The organism is Leisingera aquaemixtae, from assembly GCF_006740765.1.
In the GTDB taxonomy this organism is placed as follows: domain Bacteria; phylum Pseudomonadota; class Alphaproteobacteria; order Rhodobacterales; family Rhodobacteraceae; genus Leisingera; species Leisingera aquaemixtae.
The window spans coordinates 3,212,573-3,232,624 of record NZ_CP041159.1; the positions used below are offsets into that span (position 1 = coordinate 3,212,573).

The following is a 20,052-nucleotide window of genomic DNA, read 5'->3' on the forward strand; positions in this document are numbered from 1 at the left end:
TGCGCAGTTTTGTCAGGCCGGGATCTCCAGCGGCGGCCGGATACGGTAGGTCAGCGCCCGCTTGATCAGCCAGCCGTGACGGACCGGCTCTACCTCCCGCGGGTTGTTGAACAGAACCGCGCGGGTGCCCTCGAACCGGTCCCAAGCGGGGAAGGCCGCGGCGAATTCCGGGATCAGCCGGCTTTGGCAATGCACAAACAGGGCAAAGCGCGCGCCCTTGGGTATGCCCAACCGGATAGTGGAACCAGTCCTGCTCTCGGGCGTGAGGTAAGACGGCTGGCCCCAGCGCAGGGCCTCCTCGATCCGTCCGGCCTCCGGCGTTTGCGCGGCGGTGTCAAAGATCAGCCGCCGCAGCGCCAGCAGGCCTGCGCGGGCCTGCACGTCGGGCACATCGAATGCAGCTTCAATATCGGGGCTGGCAAAAGGCGGGATCATGGCAGCGGGACCGTCTCAAATACCCGGTTAACATAAGGCTTGAGCACCGCATCGTCGAGAATGCGGGCCACCAGGGCTGTCCGGACCGGAGTCGTCCCCATTGCCTGCAGCATGGAGGCGACGCTGAAATCGGCGCTGGAAATCTGTGAGCCGAACAGGAAGTCCTGGCCTTTCAACAGGGCTGCGATGGCCCTCAGGTCCTGGTCCGCGCGCTGGTTCCGCTCATCCTCGCTGAACCTTGCAGTGCCTTGAAACGTCAGCCCCTTGTGAACGGAGTGGCGGATGGCACCGGTGACGGGCCGGCGGATCAGCGCCGGGATTTCCTGAAAGTACTTGTCGCGGATCACGGGCCAGACCGCGTCATTGTCCCAGCGGTCGCGCACCACGTGGAAGTAGAGCGTATCTTCTGCCATCCGGATCAGCATCTGCCCCTGCGCCCGGTCCCGTGCGCCGAGGGCGGCGTCAAAGTCGGTGCCCTGCTGCTCCAGCCAGGCGCGGATGGCGCTGCTGTCCGGCACCAGTCCGCCGGAGGTGCGCAGCACCGGCAGCTTGCGGTGCGGCATTCCACTGGGGTTGTTCAGGTCTTTGCGCGTCCAGCTTTGGCCGGAAAAGGCCAGCAACAGAGCCGCTTTGACGCAAAACGGGCTGAGGCTGAAGACGGCGCCGTTGCGGGGATAGGTCAGTAGGGTCAGCATGGGGGGTTCCTGTCGTTTCGGGCTGGGGCAGACTAGATTCGCATGGTGACAAAAACTGTCATCAGGCGTAGAGAGAATAGACTATGTCCCGCACGCACCGTCTCTTTCAGCTGATGCAAGCCCTGCGCCTGGGGCCCGGCCCGCATACCGCGGCGGAGCTGGGTCGCGACCTGGGTGTTTCGGCCCGCAGCATCCACCGCGATATTGCCACGCTGCGCGAGATGGGAGCGGTGATTGATGGCGAGGCGGGCTATGGCTTTACGCTGATCGAGGACAATGCCCTGCCGCCGATGGGATTCCGCGACACCGAGCTGGAGGCGCTGGTGCTGGGCCTGCGCGAGGTGGAGCTGATCGGCGATCCGGAACTGGCCACCGCGGCCTCGGAAGCCTTGCGCAAGCTGCAGGCGCGGCTGCCGCCGCGGCAGGCGCACCGGCTGCGCCATGCGGTGCTGGCACCCTACCGGTTCGAGCGCCCGGTGCCGCCGGCGATTTCGGCGCAGGACCTGCGGCAGGCGGCCTGGGACGAGGTGGAAGTGCGCTTTGGCTATACCGACGGCCATGGCGCGGTGACAGAGCGGCAGGTGAAACCCCTGAGCGTTGTCTACTTTGACCGCTCCACAGTGCTGATTGCCTGGTGCGGCCTGCGCGATGCGGTGCGGGTGTTCCGGCTCGACCGGATGCGGGGGCTGGAAGTGACGGACCAGAGCTTCCGCCCACACCGGGTGCCGATGCTGCGCGACGCGTTGGAGCAAATGCGCGAGGAGCGGCAGGCGGCGGCCCGCACATGCAAGGACTGACCTCTTTACCCAGGCTCCGCCGCCGTTAGACTGGCGGGGAGCAGTGTATAAAGAGGTGCATCATGCGCAGATGGGTTGCGGCGTCCCTGGTGGCAGGCGGGGCCATGGCGGCACAGGCCGCACCGGACGATTCCCTGAGGCCCGCCGAGAGGCCGGAGGCGGCCAGCCAGGACCAGCAAAATGACAGCTATCAGCTTGCGTCCGCCGCCACGGATTTGCGGCCCGCGGCGCGGCCTGCGGTCTTGAAACAGTCAGAACCGCAGCCAGCGGCGGCAGAGCTGAATTTCCAAGGCTGGATCCAGGGCTTTCGCGACCGCGCCCTGGCCCAGGGCATCAGCGCGCCGGTTCTGGACAGCGCCTTTGCCGGCGTCAGCTATGATCCGGAAGTGATCCGGCGCGACCGGAATCAGTCGGAATTCACCAAGACGATCTGGGAATACCTGGACAGTGCGGCCTCGGAGCTGCGGGTGAAAAACGGCAAGGCGGCGGTGCGGGAGAACCAGGCGCGGCTGGATCAGATCGAGGCCAAGTATGGCGTCGAGAAGGAAATCGTGGTGGCGGTCTGGGGGCTGGAGAGCAGCTATGGCACCTTCCGCGGTAAAATGGATGTGATCCGCTCGCTGGCGACCCTGGCCTTTGACGGGCGGCGCGGAGCGTTCTTCGAGGGCCAGCTGGTGGCGGCGCTGAAGATCCTGCAGGCAGGCGATGTTGCCGCCCGCAAGATGACCGGCAGCTGGGCTGGTGCCATGGGGCACACACAGTTCATCCCGACGTCTTATCTGGATTACGCGGTGGACTTCACCGGCGACGGCAAGCGCGACATCTGGTCGGACAACCCGGCGGATGCGCTGGCATCCACCGCGGCCTACCTCAAACAGTTCGGCTGGGTGAAAGGGCAGCCCTGGGGGGTGGAAGTGGCGCTGCCCAAGGGGTTTGACTACACCTTGGCCGACCGGGACATCGAAAAGATGCCGTCGGAATGGGCGGCCTTAGGCATCAAGGGGCTGGACGGGCGCGCGGTCACGGATCACGGGAAAGCCTCGATCCTGCTGCCGGCGGGCAGTGCGGGCGCGGCCTTCATGATCTTCCAGAATTTCGCCGTGCTGGAGCGGTACAACACGGCGGATGCCTATGTGATCGGGGTTGGGCATCTGGCCGACCGGATCAGGGGCGGCGCGACGGTCCAAGGAAGCTGGCCGCGCAGCGACCGGGCACTGACCCGCGCGGAGCGCGAGGAATTGCAGCAGCGGCTGACCTCTGCCGGCTTCGATACAGAGGGGGTCGATGGCAGGATCGGGCCCAAGACAATTGGCGCGGTGCGGGCGTATCAGGCGGCCAACGGGCTGACACCGGACGGATATGCCTCGCCCAGGCTGTTGCAGCGGCTGCGGTAAGGGGGCGGCGAGGGCCAGCCCCCTCTTGGACTGCCGGCCAATTCACCCCGGGGATATTTTCAGCCAGGTGAACAAAGGAAAGGCCCCGCCAGGCGGGGCCTTTTGTGTTTATCGGCCTGTGCTTGGCGGTCAGCTGGGCGACATCCCGCGCAGACGCTCGGACCGGCGGCGCAGCATCTCGACCGTGGTCAGGAGCCCGATGGAGATCACCACCAGGATCGTCGCCACCGCCAGGATCGTCGGCGAGATCTGCTCGCGCAGGCCGATGAACATCTGCCAAGGCAGCGTCTTTTGGCCGGCGGAGCCGACGAAGAGCACCACCACCACCTCGTCGAAGGATGTGATGAAGGCAAACAGGCCGCCGGAGATAACGCCCGGCAGGATCAGCGGCATCTGCACCCGGAAGAATGTGGTCACGGGCCCTGCCCCCATGTTGGCCGCCGCGCGGGTGAGCGAGCGGTCGAAGCCCACCAATGTCGCGGTGACGGTGATGATCACGAAGGGGATGCCCAGCGCCGCATGGGCCAGCACAACGCCAAAGTAGGTGCCCTGCAGGCCGATCCGGCTGTAGAAGAAATACATGCCCGCGGCCGAGATGATCAGCGGCACGATCATCGGCGAAATCAGGATCGCCATGATCGCACGGCGGAACGGCACGTGCGGCTGGCTGAGGCCGATGGCCGCCAGGGTCCCGAAGCCCACCGACAGCAGCGTCGCCATCGGTGCGATCTTCACCGAGTTCCACAGCGCCTGCTGCCAGTCGTCGTTGGTGAAGAAATCGCGGTAGTGCTTGAGCGAATAGCCCTCAGGATCGAAACGCAGCATTTCCGGGGTGAAGGTGAAGAAATCCTGGGCGTTGAAGCTGAGCGGCATCACCACCAGGATCGGCGTGATCAGGAAGACGAAGATCACCCCGCAGATCACCCGGAAGGTATAGTGCCACAGTACCTGCCCCGGGGTGAGATACGGCGCCAGATGGGCGCGGTAGCGTGAGGTTGCGATCCAGAACACAAACCAGCCGGCGAACCAGCCGAACAGTGCCCCGATCACCGCGGCGACGAGACCGCCAAGCACGAAGCCCGCCGCCGCAAAGACCGCAACCAGCAGCCAGCGCAGCGGGGTTTCCTTGTCCGTCAGCCCGGCAAAGACGAAGCCGATCACGCCCAGCAGCGCCGCGCCGACCAGCACTCCCAGCAGGCCGGAGCCCTGGGCCGTGCCGACGAAGAGGCCGAAGAACGCCCCCGCGGCGGCGGCAGTGGCTGCCGTGAAGCCGGGGGTTTGGTTTTCAACAGGTGTCAAAGCCATTTCGGTTATCCCAGTTTCACGTTGTCGATGCCGACGATCTTGTCATAGGCCCAGTAGAGCGCCAGGACGATCACCAGAAGGATGGTGCCAAGCGCGGCCGCAAGACCCCAGTTCAGCGACTGCGAGATGTGGAAGGCGATCCGGTTGGAGATGAAGACGCCCTTGGTGCCGCCCACCAGTTCCGGTGTGATGTAGTAGCCGATGGCCAGGATGAAGACGAGGATCGACCCCGCGCCGATACCCGGCACCGACTGCGGGAAATAGACCCGCCAGAAGGCCGTCCAGTTGGTTGCGCCCAGCGATTTTGCCGCCCGCAGGTAAGTGGGGTTGATGGTCTGCATCACCGAATACATCGGCAGGATCATGAACGGCAGCAGGATGTGGGTCATCGCCACGATGGTGCCGAACTGGTTGTTGATCATCACCAGCCGGTCGCTGTCGCTGACCAGGCCCAGCCAGACCAGCGTGTCGTTGATCACGCCCTGCTGCTGCAGCATCACTTTCCACGCCGAGGTCCGAACCAGAAGCGAGGTCCAGAACGGCAGCAGCACCAGGATCATCAGCATATTTGCGGTGCGCGACGGCAGGTTCGCGAGGATCCAGGCGACCGGGTAGCCCAGCACGATGCAGCTGCAGGTAATCGCCAGCGACATGATCAGCGTGCGCAGGAACAGGGTGCCGTAGATACGCTCGTCCTCGGGCCGCAGCTCCGGCCCGTCCGGGCTTTTCTGCAGGTCGGCGGCGTTCAGGAAGTAGCCGTTGGTGTATTTGCCGGCATAGGTCTTGAGCGTGCGCCAGACCTCAGGATCAGCCCAGTCCTTGTCCATCTTGATGAAGGCGTCGCGGGCGGACTCGGTTTCCATCTGGCCCGCTTCGATCAGGGCCGCGGCGTCCTGCAGCAGGCGCTGCGCATCACCGCTGAAGGCCTGCGCCGCCTGAGGATTGGCCGCCAGGTCGGAATGGAGTGCCATATAGACAGGTGCCCAGGGTTCTTCCTCGGCCGGGCTGTCGTTATCCTCTTCCTGGATGGTGCGCGCAAAATTCAGGTAGGCGCCGCTGGCCTTCGGCAGTGCGTCGCGGGCCGTCTCAGACAATTGGAAGGGCGGTTCATCCCCGGCGTCCGCACGGCTGGCCAGCCACTCCGGGTCGGCAAAGACCGACATGAAGGTCTGCGGCTCTTCCCACGCGGGATCAAGCGCCGCGAATTGTTTCAAATAACCCTCGCCCACTTCATCGACGCGGCGGCCCGCCTTGCGGAACAGCGAAGAAATGCCCGGCGTTTCATAGTTCAGCCGGGTGCCGACGCGGGTGTGCTGTTTGCGCTCGGCGGCCACGACGAGGTCGTAGGCCAGTGCCTCATAAACCGCGTCGGGGGGCGCTTCGCCGCTGTCGGCGTCCCAGTCCTGCACCGCCACCACGGTCTGCGGAAGGGTGTCCTGCACGATGCGGTTCTCAACCGAGCGGAACAGCATGTCCGCAATCGGGAGAATGAAGGTCAGCAGGACAAAGAGCAGAAGCGGCGCAATCAGCATCAGCGCGCGGATCTTCTGCATCCGGAGGGCCCGGGCGAGGCTGCGCTTCAGCGGCCTGCCGTCGGCGGCCAGCACCGGACCGGATTGGGTGATGTCACTCATGGGGTTCCCCGTCGGGTCTTTTATTTTGTGGGGCGGGGGCCTGCGCATGGCGGCCCCCGCCGGGCCTCTCATCAGGAGGTCAGATTACTTGGCCAGCCACGCCTGGAACTTGGCGTCCAGATCATCGCGGTTGTCGGCCCACCATTCGTAGTCATAGGTGTGGACGTTGCCCGCGTTTGCCGGATCGGTCGGCATGTGCGGCGCCATCTCGATGCCCAGTTCGGCATGCTTGCCGACCAGCGGTGCCGAGGAGGCACGGGCCGGGCCGTAGGAGATGTAAGCAGCTTGGTCAGCCAGACGCTGGGTGTCGGTGGCGAACTTCAGGAAGTCCATCACACGCGCCTTGCGGTCTGCAGGCAGGCCTGCCGGGATCACCCAGCCATCAAGGTCAAAGGACTGCATGTCCCAAAGCATGCCGATCGGCTGGTTCTGCTCAGCGATCGCCGAGAACAGTCGGCCGTTGAAGGTCGAGCCCATCACCACTTCGCCATCGGCCAGCAGCTGCGGGGTTTCGGCGCCCGCGGTCCACCAGACCACCTGGTCCTTGATGGTGTCGAGCTTGGCCAGCGCCTGGTCGACACCTTCGTCGGTGCCCAGCACGTCGTAGATTTCATCTTTGGCGACGCCGTCGCAGTACAGCGCCCACTCCATGTTGTCGATCGGGCGCTTCTGCAGCGAGCGCTTGCCCGGATACTTTTCGGTGTCGAAAATCGCGCAGACCGAATCCGGCTGGTCGATCAGGTCGGTGCGGTAGCCGAAGGTGGTCGAATAGACGATCTGCGGCACGAAGCAGTCGCTGACAATCAGGTCGCCGAAATCTTCGGACGCCGGGGTGCCGTCGGGTGCAGCAGCCAGAACTTCGTCATGGTCGATTTCTTCCGCCAGGCCTTCGTCGCACAGGCGCATGGAGTCGGAGGCCACGGCATCCACCAGGTCCCAGGTCACATTGCCGGCTTCGTTCATGGCGCGGATCTTGGCCACGGCTTCAGCCGAGCTTTCATCCCAGATGATTTTCACGTCGGGGTTCTGCGCCAGGTAAGGCTCGACATAGGCCTTATGCTGGCTGGCCTGGTAGGCACCGCCCCAGGACACCAAAGTCAGCTCATTGGCCATTTCTTCGGCAAAAGCCGAAGGGGCGCAAAGGGCGGTGGTCACCGCCAGTGCAGACAGTTTGCTGAGTTTCATAGAGAGTCTCTCCTTGTTGAATTTCACAGATGTGAAGCCCCCGGTCGTTCTTCTGCCGGGGGTTCGGCGCGCGCGGATCAGGCGTCCAGCGCGCGGCAGTCTTCCGGCAGCCAGCCGATTTCGATCTGCTGACCGGGCTGCAGCCGGGCCTGGTCCGGGGCGTTCCGGGTCTTGATGATGAATTCATCATTGCCGGCCACCCGCAGACGGGTGCGGAAGATGTCGCCCATGTAAATGAACTCCAGCACTTCCGCCTTTAGCGTGTGGACGCCTGCCTGCAGGCGGTCCTTGTTGTATTCCACCCGTTCCGGACGGATCGAGACGCGGGTGCGCTCGCCCGGCTGGGACACGTTGACCGGCTTGCAGTCGATCAGCTCGCCATCGTCCAGCTGAACCAGTGCAATCCCGTTCTTGATTTCCTTGACGGTGCCTTCCAGCGTGTTGTTTTCGCCGATGAACTGAGCCACGAAACTGTTTTCCGGGCTTTCATACAGCTGGTCCGGCGGCGCGATCTGCTGGATGCGGCCGTCGTCAAACACCGCAACGCGGTCCGACATGGTCAGCGCTTCGGTCTGGTCGTGGGTCACATAGACCACGGTGATGCCGAGGCGATGCGCCAGATGGGTGATCTCGAACTGCATCTTCTCGCGCAGCTGCTTGTCGAGCGCGCCCAGCGGCTCATCCATCAGCACCAGTTCCGGTTCGAACACCAGCGCCCGCGCCAGCGCGATCCGCTGCTGCTGGCCGCCGGACAGCTGGGCCGGGCGGCGGCCGCCAAAGGCCCCCATTTCCACCATGTCCAGCGCCCGCTTCACTTTTTCTTCACGCTCGGACTTGCCCATGTTGCGGACTTCGAGCGGGAAGGACAGGTTTTCCGCAATCGTCATATGCGGGAACAGGGCGTAGTTCTGGAACACCATGCCGATGCCGCGCTTGTGCGGCGGGATGTTGTTGATCGAGGTCCCGTCCAGGCGGATGTCGCCATGCGTCGCGGTCTCAAACCCTGCCAGCATCATCAGGCAAGTGGTTTTCCCGGACCCGGACGGGCCAAGCATTGTCAGAAATTCGCCCTTGGGCATGGTGAGGTTGAGATCTTTGACAACGAGATTTTCGCCATCGTAGCTCTTTTGGACACGTTCGAATTCAACGAACGCATCAACGTTTGACGCATCAGCCAAAGCAGGCTCCCCGTAGTTTTGTCATCCGGCAGATTTTCTCTGCGCTTGTTCGAAGTTAATCACACCAAAGCTACCAAGCGCTAGGTATGAAAAAAATATTCTTTCAATCGCTGGAGTACGAAATTCATACTTCGGCCTCCTGCCCCAGGAAAAAGAATACCCTTACGGAAGCCTAGTCCCGTTGCGCAAGGATCAACCGGACATTTTGCGACGCACCCCGGACATTTTGCGCCGCCCAATGGAATTCAGCAGCCCGAAAACGACGCTTTCAGCCCCGTCACCGAAGAAAAGGCCCGGCAGACAGGCTGCCGGGCCGCAATGAGTCGCAAGCTGGACCGGCGCGGCTGCGGCGCCGGAGAGGAGAATCAGGCGCTGTGCATCAGGTCCTGCGCCTTCAGCTCGGCATAACATTCATCCAGCGATTTGGTGGCGCGCTCGATCAGCACGTCGATCTGCTCCGGGGTGATCACCAGCGGCGGCGAGATGATCATCCGGTCGCCGACATGTCGCATCACCAGGTTGTTGGCAAAGCAGCGCTCGCGGCAGATGTAGCCGACGGTGCCAGCCTCAGAGGCAAAGGCGGCGCGGGCCTCCTTGTCGGGGGTCAGGGCGATGGAGCCCATCATGCCGGCGATCTTGGCCTCGCCAACCAGCGGGTGATCGGTCAGCGCCTCCCATTTCCGCTTCAGATACGGCGCTGCCACGTCGCGCACATGGCCGAGGATGTTTTCCTCCTCCAGGATGCGCAGGTTTTCCAGCGCCACGGCCGCCGCCACAGGATGACCGGAGTAGGTGTAGCCGTGATTGAACTCGTCGCTCGCGATCACGGAGGCAACCTCATCGCTGACAATCGAGCCGCCGATCGGCGCATAGCCGGAGCTGAGGCCCTTGGCGACGGTCATAATGTCGGGGCGGATGTTCAGGGTCTGGCTGCCGAACCAGTTGCCGGTGCGCCCGAAGCCGCAGATCACCTCATCCGCGATCAGCAGGATTTCGTATTTGTCGCAGATGCGCTGGATTTCCGGCCAGTAGCTGTCCGGCGGCACGATGACACCGCCGGCACCCTGCACCGGCTCGGCGATAAAGGCGGCGACGCGGTCTTCACCCAGCTCCAGAATCGCCTCTTCCAGCTCGCGGGCGCGCTGCAGGCCGAATTCCTCCGGCGGCATGTCCCCGCCCTCGGCCCACCAGTTCGGCTGGTTGATGTGGTGAATATCCGGGATCGGCATCCCGCCCTGCGCGTGCATACCGCTCATCCCGCCCAAGGAGCCGCTGCCGACGGAGGAACCGTGATAGGCATTCTTGCGGCTGATGATCACGGACTTAGACGGCTTGCCCTTCAGCGCCCAGTAATGACGCACCATGCGGATGTTGGTGTCGTTCGCCTCAGAGCCTGAGCCGGCAAAGAACACATTGTTCAAGTCACCCGGCGCCAGTTCAGCGATTTTTGCAGCCAGCGCGATGGCAGGCACGTGGGTGGTCTGGAAGAACGTGTTGTAATAGGGCAGCTCGCGCATCTGGCGGGCCGCGACCTCCGCCAGCTCCTCACGGCCATAGCCGATGTTGACGCACCACAGGCCTGCCATCGCATCAAGGATCTGGTGGCCCTCGCTGTCGGTCAGATGCACGCCGTCAGCCCGGGTGATGATGCGCGCGCCCTTCTGCGACAGCTCGCCGTTGGCGGTGAACGGGTGCATGTGATGGGCCGCGTCCAGCGCCTGCAACTCGGAAGTCGGCATGTGGTTGGTGATCACGGTCATGGGACTCGCTCCTGAGAAAAACTGATTGGCCCCAGAATATGATCAAATTCTCGGGTGTCAATCGAATCAGTTCGCGCCCTGCAGCCCCTGAACAACCTGATCCATGCCCTGGCAGACGTCCCTCTCCATCGCCAGTGCGGCCATCTCCGGGTCCTTACGCCGCAGTGCGTCAAGAATGTCCTTGTGCCGGTCCGGAAAGCTCTGGGTGCCGAGCCGCCCGCTGACCACCCGCAAAGAGGGGCCGAACCGCAGCCATAAGCGGTCTGCAATATCACTGAGGATGGGGGCATTCGCATGCGAATAGAGCGCCGTGTGGAAGCTGTAATTCTGAACCAGGTATCCCGCCACATCACCAGTTGCGATGGCTTTGTCCAAGGCATTGTCGATGGCCGCCAGCTCCTCGATAACCGCTGCGCCGATATGCGGGGTCGCCCGGCGCGCTAGCTCGCACTCAATTGTTTTTCTAGCAAAAATAAGCTCCTCAAGATCATCCGGTCCAAGCAGGGGAACCGACACCCGGCGGTTGCCCTGGAACATCAGCGCCCCGTCCGAGATCAGCCGCCGGATCGCCTCGCGGACCGGTGTCATGCCGGCCTCCAGCGTCTCCACCAGGCCCTGGATGGTCACCGCCTGCCCGGGCACCAGCTCGCCGAACAGAATCTGCGCCCTGAGCTTTTGATAAACGATCTCATGCGCGGGCAGTTTTGCTGGGCTGTCCTGTGCCGCAACGGCTGGTGAAGTCGTCTCTGTCACCGGTGGTTTCCCTCCTGAATTTTGGCCAGCTTGCACCATCCCGAGGCAAGTGAAAACATAAAGAGTATTGCCCAACGCGGCAAAACTTGATCAAATCCATTTACAGCCGGACTGCGAAACCGGCACGCACAGGGAGAAATTCATGACACTGAAAACGATGACCATGACCGCCGTCGTTGCCCTCGGCACGGCTGCTGCGGCCGCGGCGGAAGAGGTTCGCGTCTACAATTGGTCCGACTACATTGATGAAAGCCTGCTGGAAAAGTTCGAAGCCGAAACCGGCATCGACCTGATCTATGACGTCTTCGACAGCAACGAGGTACTTGAGACCAAAATGCTGGCGGGCGGCTCTGGCTATGACGTGGTGGTGCCGACCGGGTCCTTCCTGGCGCGCCAGATTCAGGCCGGCGCCTTCCAGAAGCTGGACATGTCCAAGCTGCCGAACAAGGAAAACATGTGGGACGCGATCGAGGAGCGCACCTCGCGCTATGATCCCGGCAACGAGTTTTCGATCAACTACATGTGGGGCACCACGGGCATCGGCGTGAATACCGCCAAGGTCAAGGAAGTGCTGGGAGAGGACGCACCGGTCGACTCGCTGGAGCTGGTGTTCAACCCGGAATACATGGAAAAGCTGGCCAGCTGCGGCGTGCATTTCCTGGATGCGCCGGACGAGATGATTCCGGCGGCCCTGAAGTATATCGGCGAAGACCCCAACAGCATGGATGCCGATGTTGTGGAAAAGGCCGAACCGGTTCTGATGGCCGTGCGCCCCTATGTCACCAAATTCCACAGCTCCGAATACATCAACGCCCTGGCCAATGGCGATATCTGCGTGGCCTTCGGCTGGTCCGGCGACATCCTGCAGGCGCGCGACCGCGCGGACGAAGCGGATAACGGCGTCGAGATCGCATTCAACGCGCCCAAGGAAGGCGCGCTGATGTGGTTCGACCAGATGGCGATCCCGGTCGATGCCCCGAACCCCGATGGTGCCCACAAGTTCCTGAACTTCATCATGGACGCAGAGAATATGGCGACGGCGTCCAACTACGTCTATTACGCCAATGGCAACAAGGCGTCCCAGGAACTCCTGGAAGAGGATGTGATCGGCGATCCCGCGATCTACCCCAACGAAGAAACCGTCAAGAACCTGTACATCAAGGAAGGCTACCCGCCGAAAGTACAGCGCAAGGCCACCCGCATGTGGACCAAGATCAAATCCGGCACCTGATCAGCCGCACATGACCCGCGGGGCGCATTCACCGCCCCGCACCCCCTCACGCGCCTGGCAGTGCCTCGCGCGGCCAACCAATACATCCGCGCGACACTTCGCAGAAGAGGCCCGGCTTGACTGCTTCCGTATTCGAACCTTGGAACGATCCTGAGGCTAAGCCCTTGATCCACTTCCAGAACGTCACCAAGCGCTTTGGTGAATTCACTGCCATCGACAATCTGACCATCGGCATCTACGAGCGGGAATTCTACGCGCTGCTGGGGCCATCGGGCTGCGGCAAGACCACGCTGATGCGGATGCTCGCCGGGTTCGAAACCCCGACTGAGGGCAAGATTTTCCTGGCCGGGCAAGACATTGCCCCGGTGCCGCCCAACAAGCGCGCCGTGAACATGATGTTCCAGTCCTACGCACTGTTCCCGCATCTGTCGATCTGGGAGAATATCGCCTTCGGGCTCAAGCGCGAGGGCATGCCCAAGCATGACATCAACGACCGGGTCGAAGAGATGCTGCGGCTGACCCGGCTGGAGAAGTTCGCCCGGCGCAAACCGCACCAGATCTCCGGCGGCCAGCGGCAGCGGGTGGCGCTGGCGCGGTCGCTGGCGAAGGCGCCGAAGCTGCTGCTGCTGGACGAACCGCTGGGCGCGCTCGACAAGAAGCTGCGCCAGGATACCCAGTTCGAGCTGATGGATATCCAGGAGAAGACCGGAACCACCTTCGTGATCGTGACCCACGATCAGGAAGAAGCGATGACGGTCGCCTCCCGCGTCGCGGTGATGGATCACGGAAAGATCGTTCAGGTGGCAACACCGGACCGGATCTATGAAACGCCGAACTCAGTCTATGTCGCTGATTTCATTGGAGATGTGAACCTGATCGAAGGCACCGTCAGACCCAATGGCGGCGGCAGTTATGCAATGTCCTGGCGCGAAGGCCAGCCGCCGCTGAACGTGCAGTCGGGCAACGAATTCTCTGACGGTCAGAAAGCCCATCTGGCGATCCGCCCGGAAAAGGTCTCCATCAATGCCGAAAAACCGGCGGCAGCGGACAACGCCGTGCAGGGCCGCATTCTCGACATCGCCTATCTCGGCAACATCTCCACCTATCATGTTGAGCTGCCGACCGGCGCGGTGATCAAGGCGCAAACCGCCAACACCCGCCGCATCGCCCGCCGCGACTTTACCTGGGAAGACTCTGTCTGGCTGTCCTGGACAGCCACGGCAGGCGTTCTGCTGGCAGAATGATGCGCCGCTTTGTCCTGATCGCCATCCCCTATGCCTGGCTTCTGGCGCTGTTCCTGGTGCCCTTTGCCATCGTCCTGAAAATCTCGCTGTCGGATTACGCGGTCTCAATCCCACCGTACGTTCCGCAATTCGACTGGGCTGAGGGTATCTCAGCCTTTCTGGCGGAGCTGGATTTTGAAAACTTCATCTGGCTGACCGAGGATGATCTTTACTGGAAGGCTTATCTCAGCTCCTTGCAGATCGCGGCCGTCTCCACGTTTCTGACTCTTCTGGCAGGCTACCCGATTGCCTATGGCATGGCGCGGGCGCCAGAGGAATGGCGGCCGACGCTGATGATGCTGGTGATCCTGCCGTTCTGGACCTCCTTCCTGATCCGCGTTTATGCGTGGATGGGGATCCTGTCGAACGAAGGTTTCCTGAACCAGTTCCTGATGTGGCTGGGGGTGATTTCGGAACCGCTGACCATCCTCAACACCAATTCCGCGGTCTATATCGGCGTCATCTATACCTACCTGCCGTTCATGATCCTGCCGGTCTATTCAGCGCTGGAGCGGCTGGACGGCTCGCTGATCGAAGCGGCAGAAGACCTGGGCTGCTCGCGCCTGACCGCATTTTGGCTGGTGACCATCCCGCTGTCGAAGAACGGCATTATTGCCGGCAGTTTCCTGGTTTTCATCCCTGTCCTGGGTGAGTTCGTGATCCCGTCGCTGCTGGGCGGTTCCGACACGCTGATGATCGGCAAGGTGCTGTGGGAGGAGTTCTTCTCCAACCGCGACTGGCCGGTGGCATCCGCCGTGGCGGTGGTTTTGCTGCTGCTGCTCATCATCCCGATCGTGCTGTTCCAGCGCAACCAGCAGAAACAGCAGGAGGCCGAGCAATGAACCGTATGACCTGGTTTAACGCCGTATCGCTGACCCTCGGATTTGCCTTCCTGTACATCCCGATGGTGATCCTGGTGATCTTCAGCTTCAACGAAAGCAAACTGGTCACCGTTTGGGCAGGTTTCTCAACTAAATGGTACGGGGAGCTGCTTCAGAACGACGCCTTCCTGAACGCCGCTTGGGTGACACTGAAAGTTGCCGTGTTCTCCTCCACCATGGCCACCGTGCTGGGCACGATCGCGGCCTATGTTCTGGTGCGCGGCGGGCGGTTCATGGGGCGGACGCTGTTTTCAGGCATGATCTATGCGCCGCTGGTGATGCCTGAGGTTATTACCGGCCTGTCGCTGCTGCTGCTGTTCATCGGCATCGGCCTGGATCGCGGGGTATTAACCATCGTACTGGCGCACACCACGTTTTCCATGTGCTATGTCTCGGTGGTGGTGTCCTCCCGCCTGGTGAGCTTCGACCGCTCGCTGGAGGAAGCGGCGCTGGATCTGGGCTGCTCCCCGGCGGAGGCCTTCCGCCTGGTGACCCTGCCGATCATTGCGCCTGCGGTGATTTCGGGGTGGCTTTTGGCCTTCACCCTGTCGCTGGATGATCTGGTGATCGCCTCGTTCACCTCCGGTCCCTCGGCCACCACCCTGCCGATCAAGATCTTCTCCGCCGTGCGCCTGGGCGTCAGCCCCGAGATCAACGCGCTGTCGACCATCATGATCAGCATCGTCACCGTGGGCGTCATCACCGCCTCGCTGGTGACCAAACACCAGGTGGCCCGCCAGAAACGGGAGGAACAGGCTGCGGTGCGCGCCTGATGCGCCGGATCTTTTCCGACTACGCCTATGGTCCCGGCCCGCGCAGCAACTGCTGGTGGGACGAGACCATCGCGGCGCCGGACTGGCCGGTGCTGCAGGGTGAAGCATCCGCCGAAGTGGCGATCATCGGCGGCGGCTTTACCGGTGTGTCAGCCGCGTTGCATCTGGCCGAAAGCGGGGTGTCCGTTGCGGTGCTGGAGGCCGAAACCCCGGGCTGGGGCGCCTCTGGCCGCAACGGCGGGTTTTGTTGCCTTGGCGGGTCGAAACTCTCCGGCCCGGCAATGCGCCGCATGTTTGGAAAACCGGCGGCAGAGTCTTATGAGGCAGGCGAAGAAGCCGCAGTGCATCTCGTGCGGGATCTGCTGCAGACCCACGGTATCGAGGCAGACACGCACTCGGACGGGGAAACCCAGCTGGCGCACAATGAAAAGGCCGCGCGCCGCCTGCGCGCGCAAGCCGAAGCCATGCGCGCCGCAGGAGAGGAACCTGATTTTCTAACCCGCAGTCAGCTGGCGCAGAACGGTCTGAACGGCTCCTTCCATGCGGCGCTGACTACGCCGGTTGGCTTTGCCCTGAACCCGCGCAAATACCTGTTCGGCCTGGCTAGCGCCGCACAGAATGCCGGGGCTAGCCTGTACCAGCACAGCGCTGCCCGGTCGGTGCGGCAGGACCGCGGCGGATACAGATTAGAGACTAAACAGGGTGTTTTGCGGGCCGCCAAGGTCATCATCGCCACCAATGGCTATTCCTCGGAAGATTTGCCCGGCTGGCTGGCCGGACGCTACATGCCTGCGCAGTCCACCGTCATGGTGACCCGTCCGCTGACGGAGGCCGAGCTGCAGGCGCAGGGCTGGCGTTCGCATCAGATGGCCTATGACACCCGCAACCTGCTGCATTATTTCCGGCTGATGCCGGGCAAACGCTTCTTGTTTGGAATGCGTGGCGGGCTGCTGGCCTCGCCGCGGGCTGAGACCGCAATCCGGCACAAGCTGCGGCAGGATTTCGAGGCGATGTTCCCGGCGTGGCATACTGTGGAAACCACCCATTGCTGGTCTGGCATGGTCTGCCTGTCCCGGAATCTGGTCCCCTTCGTGGGCGCGGTTTCAGAGATGCCGGGCATCTATGCCGGTCTCTGCTACCACGGTAACGGCGTCGCCATGGGCAGCTATGCCGGGCGGCTGCTGAGCGATCTTGTTCAGGATCGAACGCCTGATTTGCCCTACTCTCCCGTGATGCAAAACATGCCGCGCTTTCCCTTTGGCCGCGCCCGCCGGATCCTGATGCCGCCCGCCTATGCGCTGCTAGGCCTGATGGACTGAAGCGCCGCGCGCTCCAGCTCAAACGCCTGCCGGTCCTTGGCGCTGCCGCGCTCCGCCCGCCACAGGCAATAGGCCGCCATACGCCAGTGAAACCAGGGCTTGAGTGCCAGCACCCGGCCGGCAATCCGCGGGTCGGGATAGGCGGCAAGGAAACTGTCCTCCTCCGCCTTCGACAAAGGCGCCCCCCGGTACATCAGCTGCATGGCGGGCGACAGGAACAGGGCCAGATCCTCCGCCGGATCTCCGATCTGCGGGCATTGCCAGTCGATCAGGGTCAGCGTGCCGTCATGCGCCAGCAGATTGCCGGGCACCGGGTCACCGTGGATCAGAACCGGCTGCGGCAGCGGTGGAACCTGCCCCAGCGGCCGCATAGCCGCCAGCGGGTCCCGGCCTTGGCAGTATTTCAGAATATCAAAGGTCTGTCCCTCCAGCGCGGCGCTGCCGTTCGCGCCTTCCGGCAATCCTGGCGGCGGAGCCAAGTCGTGCAATCGCCCCAGGAGTTGCGCAACATGGCCAGTGTCCTGCCGCCAGGGGCTGCCGTTCACATGCGCATACCCCAGCCACCTGCGGCCTTCGAAGACACCGGTCTGCACCAGCGGCGGCACCATCCCAGTGCCGGACAGCGCCGTCAGCACTGCGGCTTCCCGTGCCGGATCATTGGCGAACAAGGGATTGCCGCCATCTGCCGCGTACAGCTTGATCACCAGCCCGCCTGCCCGCCAGACATGGTTCGAACGCCCCCCCGCCAGACGGCGGGGGGCGGGAACATGCAGGCCCGTTGCAGAGAGATGTGCAAAGAAACGGGCTTCGAATTTGTCAGGCAGCGGTTGCAGGGCGGTCTCCGGTGTTATGCCGCCCCGTTCTTAGACAGTTTTTCGGCCAGCGGATACCGCCGGGTCAGCTTTGCGGATCGCGAAGCGCGCTCACCGAAGAGGCCAGGACCACAGACCCGCCTTCGGTGATCAGGCCCACATCGCCGCCCTGCATCCGGGTTTCGTTCACCTTGAAATAGATCTCGGCGTATTCCTGCAACAAAAGTTCGTCGCCTTTTCTGCTTTCGATGACAAACTTATACTCCCCTGCCTCCAGCGGATTTCCGTCTTCATCCAGGCCGGTCCACTGGTAAGGCTCGGCTGAGACCGGCAGGGTGACGCGCTGCACTTCGGACCCCTTGGTGTCCTGTACGACCAACGTGACCGAATCCGCAGCCGCTGCCGGGTTAGGCGCAATGGTGATCTCGCTGCTGCCGTCGAAATAGCCCGGAGCCACGCCCCGCGCCTCCATCCCGACCCAGCCGGACAGCGCCGCCATGTTGGCCAGACCCAGCTGTGATTGCAGGCCTTCCAGCAAGGTGTTGCTCTTGGTCTGCTGCTCCACCATCGAGAATTGCGCCAGCTGAGCCGCGTATTCGGTCGAATCAAGCGGTTCCAGCGGGTCCTGATTCGTCGCCTGCGCGGTCAGCATTTTCACGAAGGTTTCGAAGTCGGACGTCAGCCCGGAGGTCTTCTGGGAGGCCGCCGGCTGCTGGAGTGTTTGTGCCGCAGGGCTGCCCGCGGAGGTGACTGCTGTTGTCATGTGATCAGACCCTCATGTCCACGCCGGTTTCACCCAGCCGTAGGTTTTGAATTACTGGTTCAGTGCCATCCGCCGCATCGGCGCCGCGCGGCCCTGTGCCGCCGGAAGATGCCCCGCCGCCGCCCGCATCATCTGCGGACTGGCCGCCGGTCTGGCCGCCGCTGAATTCAAAGGAGATGTCCTCATACCCCATGCGGCGGAATTCCTCGGCCAGTTCGTGGATATGGCGGCGCATCAGATCAGCGGTTTCCGGCCGCTCTGTTTGGATAATCATCGTAATGCCCGTCTCACTGGCGACCACACGCATTTTCACGTGGCCCAGCTCCTGCGGGTTCAGCGAAACTTCAACTTTCTGCTCACCTTTGGCCGCAAAAGCCTCGGCCAGCTGCGCCGCTATCATGCGCGGCGTCTCCGGCCGGTGCACCGTGCCTGTGCCGAAGGAGGCCTCCGCCAGCAGCTGCGTCAGTCCCGGCACCTCGCCGGACAGGCCAAATGCGCCCTGCAGCGAATCTTCGGACCCGGACAGCAGTTCTGCACCCGCCGAACCCGCGCCAAGCCCGCCGGCAATCAGCGGCTGAAGCACCGAAACAGCAGGCCGCTGCGGGTTCGGCGCCGGCGCTGCCGCGGGTGCACGGAACTCTCCGCTCTTGAGATCGCTGAAAAACGCCCTGCCGGTCTCGCCAGCGTCAGCGTCCGCCGGGACATCGCCGGTGAGTGCCGCTACTGCTGACTCGGCCCTCTGTCCTGGCCCCTTTGGCGCGGTCTGGCCAGCTGTCAGCGCCTGCACTATGCCTTGCGCGGCTGGCATGTTCGGTTGAGCCGCTCCGTCAGGCCGGGTGGCAGCCTGCTGGCCGTCTGGCTGCAAGGATTGAGAACCGGGTATCGCCATTGCGGAGTTTGGAACAGCGGGCGCCTGACCAGCGGCTGCAACGCCTTTGTTTACATGACCCTGGACGGTGCCGGATTGCTGTTGCCCGGTCGGCGGTTGTGCATTGGCAACTAAGGCCGCCTTAACCGAGGCCTCCGCAGGCACGCGGGTGGTGCCTGAACCTTCGGTTCCTTGCGGCACCTTCAAATCTGCGTTTCTTTCGCCTCGCTCCGCTGTGTTTCGACCCAAGACAGCCTCTGCCTGAGATTGCCCGGGAGCCTGAATTCGAGCGATTTCTTCAGATGTTTCAGTCTGGCCGCCGCCTGCGGCCGCCGGGTTTTGCCCGACCGCCGCACCGTCTGCCTGCTGCGTGCCGTCAGCAGAAGGAGGGACAGGCTGCCCTGTAACGATATTCTCACGCGAAGGCCTCTCTACGCTGGACACACGTTCGCTCTTGGCCAGTTGATCCGCGCCGTCTGCAACGCTGGAAGAGCCATGAGGCACTTTCTCACTGGCAGCTTTAGGGTCGGAGTCCGGTCGCACCTGCCCTTCGGCCACTGCGGCTTCTTCAGAGTCTTGATGTGTACTGGTGCCAGCCAGACCAGCATTCGCCTCGGCCTCGGGCAGTCCAGCTTCAAGCTCAGACACTTCGCCCGACGTCTCGGCCACTCTGGCTTCAGGCTCGTCAATTCCGGTTTCGGCCGCGTCTGTCTGGGCGGCTTGCGATTCGGTGCCCGCTTCTGCCTCCGCCACTCCGCTCTTGCCTGTAACCGCTTCAGCGGCCGCGTCTTCGGGCCCGGATTGAGCCGCGACAAGATCAGCGAAATCATTGGAACTGGAGGATTTGTTGGATGACTCCCCGGTTGCGGCCGGCATCTTGCCAACAGAACCGGCTTCAAAGCCAAGGATCGAATTCATCATCATAATTGTGTTCCGGACATTCTATCTCGACCCGGACAGACTTATCCCAAAGCGGTTACGGCAAT

18 protein-coding genes are annotated in these 20,052 nt (G+C 63.0%); 7 read left to right on the forward strand and 11 right to left on the reverse strand.

Features of this window, described 5'->3' with window-relative positions; translation table 11 throughout:
* Positions 1-12 precede the first annotated feature (12 nt).
* A complete protein-coding gene (locus R2C4_RS17440) occupies positions 13-435 on the reverse strand; it encodes a DUF1801 domain-containing protein (RefSeq protein WP_141891585.1) in 423 nt (140 codons plus the stop codon).
* Positions 432-1,130 carry a glutathione S-transferase family protein gene (locus R2C4_RS17445; RefSeq protein WP_141891586.1) on the reverse strand — a complete coding sequence of 233 codons (699 nt, stop codon included), beginning with the start codon at positions 1,128-1,130 and terminating at the stop codon, positions 432-434. Before R2C4_RS17445 ends, R2C4_RS17440 begins: the two co-directional genes overlap by 4 nt.
* Positions 1,131-1,213: 83 nt before the next feature.
* Here R2C4_RS17445 and R2C4_RS17450 point away from each other — a divergent pair, with 83 nt between their 5' ends.
* Both R2C4_RS17450 and R2C4_RS17455 read left to right on the forward strand, forming a co-directional pair.
* The gene (locus R2C4_RS17450; protein WP_141891587.1) at positions 1,214-1,927 is read left to right on the forward strand and encodes a helix-turn-helix transcriptional regulator; all 714 of its coding nucleotides are present in this window, start codon (positions 1,214-1,216) and stop codon (positions 1,925-1,927) included.
* 62 nt (positions 1,928-1,989) lie between these two features.
* Complete coding sequence (locus tag R2C4_RS17455; RefSeq protein WP_141891588.1) at positions 1,990-3,321, forward strand: lytic murein transglycosylase; 1,332 nt, start codon at positions 1,990-1,992, stop codon at positions 3,319-3,321.
* 129 nt (positions 3,322-3,450) lie between these two features.
* Here R2C4_RS17455 and R2C4_RS17460 read toward each other — a convergent pair whose 3' ends face one another.
* The 6 genes from R2C4_RS17460 to R2C4_RS17485 all read right to left on the reverse strand — a co-directional run bounded on the left by R2C4_RS17460 (position 3,451) and on the right by R2C4_RS17485 (position 11,136).
* Positions 3,451-4,626, reverse strand: coding sequence for an ABC transporter permease (locus R2C4_RS17460; protein ID WP_141891589.1), 1,176 nt, complete (start codon positions 4,624-4,626; stop codon positions 3,451-3,453).
* Between the two features lie 5 nt (positions 4,627-4,631).
* Positions 4,632-6,260, reverse strand: a complete 1,629-nt coding sequence (locus R2C4_RS17465) for an ABC transporter permease (protein ID WP_141891590.1) — start codon at positions 6,258-6,260, stop codon at positions 4,632-4,634.
* 84 nt (positions 6,261-6,344) lie between these two features.
* A complete protein-coding gene (locus R2C4_RS17470) occupies positions 6,345-7,445 on the reverse strand; it encodes an extracellular solute-binding protein (RefSeq protein WP_141891591.1) in 1,101 nt (366 codons plus the stop codon).
* Positions 7,446-7,522: 77 nt separating this feature from the next.
* Positions 7,523-8,623, reverse strand: a complete 1,101-nt coding sequence (locus tag R2C4_RS17475; protein WP_141891592.1) for an ABC transporter ATP-binding protein — start codon at positions 8,621-8,623, stop codon at positions 7,523-7,525.
* A 365-nt stretch (positions 8,624-8,988) separates the two neighbouring features.
* Positions 8,989-10,383 (reverse strand): aspartate aminotransferase family protein, encoded by a 1,395-nt coding sequence (locus R2C4_RS17480; RefSeq protein WP_058287500.1) that lies wholly within the window; start codon positions 10,381-10,383, stop codon positions 8,989-8,991.
* Between the two features lie 66 nt (positions 10,384-10,449).
* The gene (locus R2C4_RS17485; protein WP_141891593.1) at positions 10,450-11,136 is read right to left on the reverse strand and encodes a GntR family transcriptional regulator; all 687 of its coding nucleotides are present in this window, start codon (positions 11,134-11,136) and stop codon (positions 10,450-10,452) included.
* Between the two features lie 142 nt (positions 11,137-11,278).
* Here R2C4_RS17485 and R2C4_RS17490 point away from each other — a divergent pair, with 142 nt between their 5' ends.
* The 5 genes from R2C4_RS17490 (at position 11,279) to R2C4_RS17510 (ending at position 16,623) form a co-directional block, all read left to right on the forward strand.
* Complete coding sequence (locus R2C4_RS17490) at positions 11,279-12,367, forward strand: polyamine ABC transporter substrate-binding protein (protein ID WP_141891594.1); 1,089 nt, start codon at positions 11,279-11,281, stop codon at positions 12,365-12,367.
* A gap of 116 nt (positions 12,368-12,483) precedes the next feature.
* Complete coding sequence (locus R2C4_RS17495) at positions 12,484-13,611, forward strand: ABC transporter ATP-binding protein (RefSeq protein ID WP_141891595.1); 1,128 nt, start codon at positions 12,484-12,486, stop codon at positions 13,609-13,611.
* Positions 13,611-14,492: an ABC transporter permease subunit gene (locus R2C4_RS17500; protein ID WP_141891596.1), complete on the forward strand. Its 882-nt coding sequence runs from the start codon at positions 13,611-13,613 to the stop codon at positions 14,490-14,492. Before R2C4_RS17495 ends, R2C4_RS17500 begins: the two co-directional genes overlap by 1 nt.
* Entirely contained in the window at positions 14,489-15,304 is an 816-nt protein-coding gene (locus R2C4_RS17505) for an ABC transporter permease (protein WP_058287497.1), read from the forward strand. The genes R2C4_RS17500 and R2C4_RS17505 overlap by 4 nt, the downstream gene beginning before the upstream one ends.
* The gene (locus tag R2C4_RS17510; protein WP_208764501.1) at positions 15,304-16,623 is read left to right on the forward strand and encodes an NAD(P)/FAD-dependent oxidoreductase; all 1,320 of its coding nucleotides are present in this window, start codon (positions 15,304-15,306) and stop codon (positions 16,621-16,623) included. Before R2C4_RS17505 ends, R2C4_RS17510 begins: the two co-directional genes overlap by 1 nt.
* Here R2C4_RS17510 and R2C4_RS17515 read toward each other — a convergent pair.
* The 3 genes from R2C4_RS17515 to fliK form a co-directional block, all read right to left on the reverse strand.
* Entirely contained in the window at positions 16,596-17,327 is a 732-nt protein-coding gene (locus tag R2C4_RS17515; RefSeq protein WP_244940749.1) for a phosphotransferase, read from the reverse strand. The two genes, R2C4_RS17510 and R2C4_RS17515, sit on opposite strands and share 28 nt — an antisense overlap.
* Before the next feature lie 193 nt (positions 17,328-17,520).
* Complete coding sequence (locus R2C4_RS17520; RefSeq protein WP_141891599.1) at positions 17,521-18,198, reverse strand: flagellar hook capping FlgD N-terminal domain-containing protein; 678 nt, start codon at positions 18,196-18,198, stop codon at positions 17,521-17,523.
* Positions 18,199-18,202: 4 nt separating this feature from the next.
* Positions 18,203-19,990: a flagellar hook-length control protein FliK gene (gene fliK, locus R2C4_RS17525; RefSeq protein ID WP_141891600.1), complete on the reverse strand. Its 1,788-nt coding sequence runs from the start codon at positions 19,988-19,990 to the stop codon at positions 18,203-18,205.
* Between the last annotated feature and the right edge of the window lie 62 nt (positions 19,991-20,052).